This is a genomic window from Microbacterium sp. CCH5-D1, assembly GCF_001557335.1.
In the GTDB taxonomy this organism is placed as follows: Bacteria; Actinomycetota; Actinomycetes; order Actinomycetales; family Microbacteriaceae; genus Microbacterium; species Microbacterium oxydans.
The window spans coordinates 1-4,169 of sequence record NZ_LSJW01000068.1; the positions used below are offsets into that span (position 1 = coordinate 1).

The following is a 4,169-nucleotide window of genomic DNA, read 5'->3' on the forward strand; positions in this document are numbered from 1 at the left end:
CTCCCGGGTGGACCGCACCACCCCCGCCCGCCCCACCTCGGATGACACCGCGGCCGGCAAGACGACCATCGCCGATGGTGTGGTCGCCAAGGTCGCCGGTATCGCCGCGCGTGAGGTTCCCGGCGTGTACGCGCTCGGTGGCGGTGGCGCCCGTGCGATGGGTGCGATCCGCAGCGTCGTGAACGCCGACGACAAGTCCCAGGGCGTCAAGGTCGAGGTCGGGGAGACCCAGGCCGCCGCGGACATCACCATCGTCGTCGAGTACCCGATGCCGGTCCAGGAGGTCGCCTCCAACGTCCGCGCTGCGGTCAGCGGTGCGATCAGCCAGCTGGTCGGACTCGAGGTTGTCGAGGTCAACGTCGAGGTCAACGACGTGCACCTGCCGTCGGACGACAAGGACGAGGAAGAGTCGCGCGTCTCATGAGCCCGACCGTCACCGGCGCTCTGATGGGCGTCATCCTCGCTGTCTCGATCCTGCTGTTCGGGTTCTGGGGATTCCTCCTCGTGGCCCTGTTCATGGGTATCGGCGCGCTCGTCGGGCGCATCATGTCGGGCAAGCTCGACGTGCGCGGTCTCGCGAACGCGTTCTCCGGCCGGCGCACCTCGTGATGAGTGCGGCTGGAGCCGGCCAGGCCGGCGGCGACCTCACGCGGGTCGCCGCCGGGGCGTCGCACGACGCCTCGCCTTACCCTGGCCGCATCACCATCAAAGAGCGCGTGCTCGTGAAGGTCGCTGAGGAAGCGACTGCCACCACCCTGCGGGTGGATCGCGGTGACGTATCGGTGGGGGTGTCGGAAGCGCGGGGCGGAATCTCCCTGACGATCCGCACACCCCTCCCGATCCCACACCTGGACGACACAGCCGCCATCCGTGCCGGCGCCCCGGTCCTCGAGCGTGTGCAGACCGCGCAGGAGCAACTCCGGGACCGCATCGCGCACGTCACCGGACGTGAGGTCACCCGGGTGAACATCACCATCACGGGTGCCGTCATCGCCCAGCAGAAGAAGAGAGTGAAATGAGCTCCCCCGTCTTCCGCCGCGTCCTGCGGCGCGAAACCCACTCGCCCCGCACCGTCGCGATGATCATCGCGGTCGTGCTGCTGCTGGTCGTGCTGATCTACATCGGTACCGAGATCGTGCTGTTCCTGCTCGCACAGCCCGCGCTGCTGCTGGGGCCCGCGGCCGCGGCGACGTGGCTCATCGGGCTGCCGACCGCGCAACCCGGCTGGCTCGTCGCCATTTTCGGGGTCGTGCTCGCCGTGCTCGGCGTCATCTTCGTCTTCCTCGCCCTCGCCCCCGGGCGGCTGTCCAAACACCAGATGCAGCACGACAACCGTGCGGTGCTCGTGGACAACGGGGTCATCGCCGCATCCGTCGCCCAGCATCTGAGTGACGAGACCGGCATCGCCCGCGAGGACATCACCGTCGGTGTCTCGCACCGCACCGTCGATGTCACCGTGCGCACCGCCGTCGGCGTCCCCCTCGACAAAGACCCGATCCAGCAACTCGCGGCCACCGAGGTGGACAGCTACCAGCTCACACCCAAGGTGAAGACCCGCGTCCGCGTGGAGCGCCCGAAACAAAACGAGGACGAGCAATGAACCGCACCAACCGCGCCCTGAACAGGATCGTTCTATTCATCATCGGCATCCTGTTCCTGGCCATCGGCGCCGTGCTCGTCGCCATCATCGTGTGGCCCGCCGGCGCAGAATACTGGACCGGAGCAACCGAGGCCGGGCAGGGATGGCTGGACAACGCGATTGCCACCACGACAGTCGGAGCGACCACCATCAGCTGGATCGCTGTTGCCGCCATCGTGCTGATCCTGTTCCTCGTCATCCTCCTCATCGTCGCGCTCACCCGAGTCGGCGGCGGCCGCTCCCACACGGTCCTGCGCTCCACCGGCTCACAGAACCCGCTCGGACGCGTCACCGTGCAGGATTCGTTCGCCTCCGACGCATTGAAACACTCCCTGAATCAGCGCGACGAGATCCTGTTCTCCGCAGTCACCGCCAACGACATCCGCAAGACCCCGGTCATGCACGTCAGCGTGACACCACGGCAAAACACCTCCCCAGCCCAGGTGGTCGCCGACGTGGACCAACTCGTCTCAAACCTGGCGACCTTGACCGGAAAGAACGTCCAGACCTACATCTCGGTGCACTCCGGCCTGCGCGCCAAGCTCGCGCACGACCAGCGTCGCCTCTCATAACCACCGAACGGATTGATATGACCTCCCTCCGCATCCTGTTCGTCGCCGCCATCGCATTCGGCGCCTACACGCTCGGCGCCCGCGCCGGCCATGGCCGATACCGCTCCATCAAAAAGAACGCGAAGAAGGCGTGGAACACCCGCGGCGTGCGCTCCGCACGCAAAACCACAAAAGCCGGCAGCCGCAAACTGACCCGCGCCATCGCAAAGTAGCCGGAAGAGAACCCTCATGGCCTCAGACACAGACAACACCGACCACGCCGCCCACACCGCATACGACGCCATCGACAAGACCTCGAACGCCGCGAACGGCAAGACCGATGACCTCGGCCACATCGTGACCGACACCGTCGACAAGGCACGCATCCTCATCAACGACGCGCTGGACAAGCTGCGCACCGCCTACAGCGACAACCCGGCACGCGTGCTCACCATCGGCGCGGTCTCCCTCGCCGGGCTGACCGCTATCCTCACCACCCTCGCTCGCCGCGACTGACCCGTCGCGACCCCGCACAGAAAGATCACCCCATGGGATTCCTCGGATTTCTTCTCCTCGGCCTTATCGCCGGCGCCATCGCCAAACTCATCCTCCCTGGCAAGCAGGGCGGCGGCTGGTTCATCACCCTCCTCCTCGGCGTCGTTGGCGCACTCCTGGGTGGGTGGCTGGGAAGTGTGCTGTTCAACGCTCCGCTCGAGGAGTTCTTCTCCCTGCAGACCTGGCTCCTCGCCATCGGCGGATCGCTCATCGTCCTCCTCATCTACGGCTTCTTCGTCGGCCGCAAAGCCAAGTCCTAAACGGCACCCCACTCACAGATCACACTCATCACCGATAGGAACCGCACCATGACCGGTCGCAACACTCTTGTTCGATCCCTGCACGACGTGGGACTCGCCGCGTGGTTCGGAGGCACCCTGATGGGCGCCGTCGGCCTCAACGGCGGCACCGCGAAAGCCACCGATCCGGCGGAGCGTCTGCGGTTGTCTTCCATCGGATGGGCAAAGTGGGCGCCGGTCCAGCTGGCTGCCATCATCGCGCACGGCATCGGCGGCGCCGGCCTCATCGTGGGTAACAAGTCACGCTTGGCGGCGCAGCCGGAATCCCGCACGAACACGAATGTGAAGCTCGTGCTCACCGCTGCGGCCGCTGCCGCCACCCTGTACGCAGGAATCCTCGGCACCAAGATCGGCAACCATGCCGACGAAGGCGGCAAGGGCGTCACCGAGGCCGATGGGGCGGCGTCGCCGGAGTTGGCTTCCGCGCAGCGTCAACAGCGCGTCATGCAATGGGTCCTTCCTGCTCTCACCGGTGTGCTCATCGTGCTCGGCGCACAACAGGGCGAACAGCAACGTCCTGTCGTCGGGCTCCTGCACCGCCTCACCCACCGGAGCTGAGCATGTCGAACCACAAGCACGACCCGAAACCCGCCGACAATGCCGGCAAGGAACAGGACTCCCACACGCCCCGCGCGCCTCTCCCCGAGACCACGGACGACAAAGGTCGCCCGCTCGAGAACCCCTCGGGCTGATCCGGACGCGCACACAAACCCGCTCCTCACCACACAACTGACCGGAGAGCACATGAACGATTCGCGCACAGACCCCTCCACGCAGGGTAATGATGAGAACTACACCTCGGTAGACGACGACTCCGCAGCATCCGCGGGATCCGAATCACCCGAAGAAGGCCAAGCGGCAATGGATGCCGCCGAAAACGCCGTCATCGACTCCGACGACGACTGACACGCCCCGCACACGCGGTGCCACACCACAAGGGAAAGGGAACCCGTTATGGGACTCGACGACAAGATCAAGAACACTGCACAGGACCTCACCGGCAAGGCCAAGGAGAAGATCGGCAACGCCACCGACAACGACAAGCTCGCTGCCGAAGGTGCCGTCGACCAGACCGAAGCAAAGGTGAAGAAGACCACCGAGGACGTCAAAGACGAACTCAAGTAG

At 65.8% G+C, this 4,169-nt stretch carries 12 protein-coding genes; all 12 read left to right on the forward strand.

From position 1 onward, the window contains the following. Positions 1-424: Asp23/Gls24 family envelope stress response protein (locus AX744_RS04345; protein ID WP_061015491.1), on the forward strand; the 424-nt coding region annotated here is incomplete at its 5' end. Next, a complete protein-coding gene (locus tag AX744_RS04350; protein WP_061015492.1) occupies positions 421-609 on the forward strand; it encodes a DUF2273 domain-containing protein in 189 nt (62 codons plus the stop codon). The genes AX744_RS04345 and AX744_RS04350, both read left to right, overlap by 4 nt. After that, the gene (locus AX744_RS04355) at positions 609-1,019 is read left to right on the forward strand and encodes a hypothetical protein (protein ID WP_061015493.1); all 411 of its coding nucleotides are present in this window, start codon (positions 609-611) and stop codon (positions 1,017-1,019) included. The genes AX744_RS04350 and AX744_RS04355 overlap by 1 nt, the downstream gene beginning before the upstream one ends. Beyond that, on the forward strand, positions 1,016-1,600 hold the full coding sequence (locus AX744_RS04360; RefSeq protein ID WP_061015494.1) for a DUF6286 domain-containing protein: 585 nt from the start codon (positions 1,016-1,018) through the stop codon (positions 1,598-1,600). The genes AX744_RS04355 and AX744_RS04360 overlap by 4 nt, the downstream gene beginning before the upstream one ends. Then, positions 1,597-2,211 carry a hypothetical protein gene (locus tag AX744_RS04365; RefSeq protein WP_061015495.1) on the forward strand — a complete coding sequence of 205 codons (615 nt, stop codon included), beginning with the start codon at positions 1,597-1,599 and terminating at the stop codon, positions 2,209-2,211. The genes AX744_RS04360 and AX744_RS04365 overlap by 4 nt, the downstream gene beginning before the upstream one ends. Before the next feature lie 17 nt (positions 2,212-2,228). Continuing rightward, positions 2,229-2,423, forward strand: a complete 195-nt coding sequence (locus tag AX744_RS04370; protein WP_061015496.1) for a hypothetical protein — start codon at positions 2,229-2,231, stop codon at positions 2,421-2,423. Between the two features lie 16 nt (positions 2,424-2,439). Next, positions 2,440-2,706, forward strand: coding sequence for a hypothetical protein (locus AX744_RS04375; RefSeq protein WP_061015497.1), 267 nt, complete (start codon positions 2,440-2,442; stop codon positions 2,704-2,706). A 32-nt stretch (positions 2,707-2,738) separates the two neighbouring features. Next, positions 2,739-3,005 (forward strand): GlsB/YeaQ/YmgE family stress response membrane protein, encoded by a 267-nt coding sequence (locus AX744_RS04380; RefSeq protein WP_061015498.1) that lies wholly within the window; start codon positions 2,739-2,741, stop codon positions 3,003-3,005. Between the two features lie 48 nt (positions 3,006-3,053). Continuing rightward, positions 3,054-3,602 (forward strand): hypothetical protein, encoded by a 549-nt coding sequence (locus tag AX744_RS04385; protein WP_061015499.1) that lies wholly within the window; start codon positions 3,054-3,056, stop codon positions 3,600-3,602. Positions 3,603-3,604: 2 nt separating this feature from the next. Next, on the forward strand, positions 3,605-3,736 hold the full coding sequence (locus tag AX744_RS21195) for a hypothetical protein (protein WP_269454440.1): 132 nt from the start codon (positions 3,605-3,607) through the stop codon (positions 3,734-3,736). A 52-nt stretch (positions 3,737-3,788) separates the two neighbouring features. Next, positions 3,789-3,950 carry a hypothetical protein gene (locus tag AX744_RS20175; RefSeq protein WP_157543515.1) on the forward strand — a complete coding sequence of 54 codons (162 nt, stop codon included), beginning with the start codon at positions 3,789-3,791 and terminating at the stop codon, positions 3,948-3,950. Positions 3,951-3,998: 48 nt separating this feature from the next. Beyond that, positions 3,999-4,169: a CsbD family protein gene (locus AX744_RS04390; protein WP_061015500.1), complete on the forward strand. Its 171-nt coding sequence runs from the start codon at positions 3,999-4,001 to the stop codon at positions 4,167-4,169.

Excerpts from the sequence above, each read along its gene's own strand:
- AX744_RS04350 (WP_061015492.1), top strand. The coding sequence starts at position 421 with ATGAGCCCGACCGTCACCGGCGCTCTGATGGGCGTCATCCTCGCTGTC.
- AX744_RS04355 (WP_061015493.1), top strand. The coding sequence starts at position 609 with ATGAGTGCGGCTGGAGCCGGCCAGGCCGGCGGCGACCTCACGCGGGTC.
- AX744_RS04360 (WP_061015494.1), top strand. The coding sequence starts at position 1,016 with ATGAGCTCCCCCGTCTTCCGCCGCGTCCTGCGGCGCGAAACCCACTCG.
- AX744_RS04365 (WP_061015495.1), top strand. The coding sequence starts at position 1,597 with ATGAACCGCACCAACCGCGCCCTGAACAGGATCGTTCTATTCATCATC.
- AX744_RS04370 (WP_061015496.1), top strand. The coding sequence starts at position 2,229 with ATGACCTCCCTCCGCATCCTGTTCGTCGCCGCCATCGCATTCGGCGCC.
- AX744_RS04375 (WP_061015497.1), top strand. The coding sequence starts at position 2,440 with ATGGCCTCAGACACAGACAACACCGACCACGCCGCCCACACCGCATAC.
- AX744_RS04380 (WP_061015498.1), top strand. The coding sequence starts at position 2,739 with ATGGGATTCCTCGGATTTCTTCTCCTCGGCCTTATCGCCGGCGCCATC.
- AX744_RS04385 (WP_061015499.1), top strand. The coding sequence starts at position 3,054 with ATGACCGGTCGCAACACTCTTGTTCGATCCCTGCACGACGTGGGACTC.
- AX744_RS21195 (WP_269454440.1), top strand. The coding sequence starts at position 3,605 with ATGTCGAACCACAAGCACGACCCGAAACCCGCCGACAATGCCGGCAAG.
- AX744_RS20175 (WP_157543515.1), top strand. The coding sequence starts at position 3,789 with ATGAACGATTCGCGCACAGACCCCTCCACGCAGGGTAATGATGAGAAC.
- AX744_RS04390 (WP_061015500.1), top strand. The coding sequence starts at position 3,999 with ATGGGACTCGACGACAAGATCAAGAACACTGCACAGGACCTCACCGGC.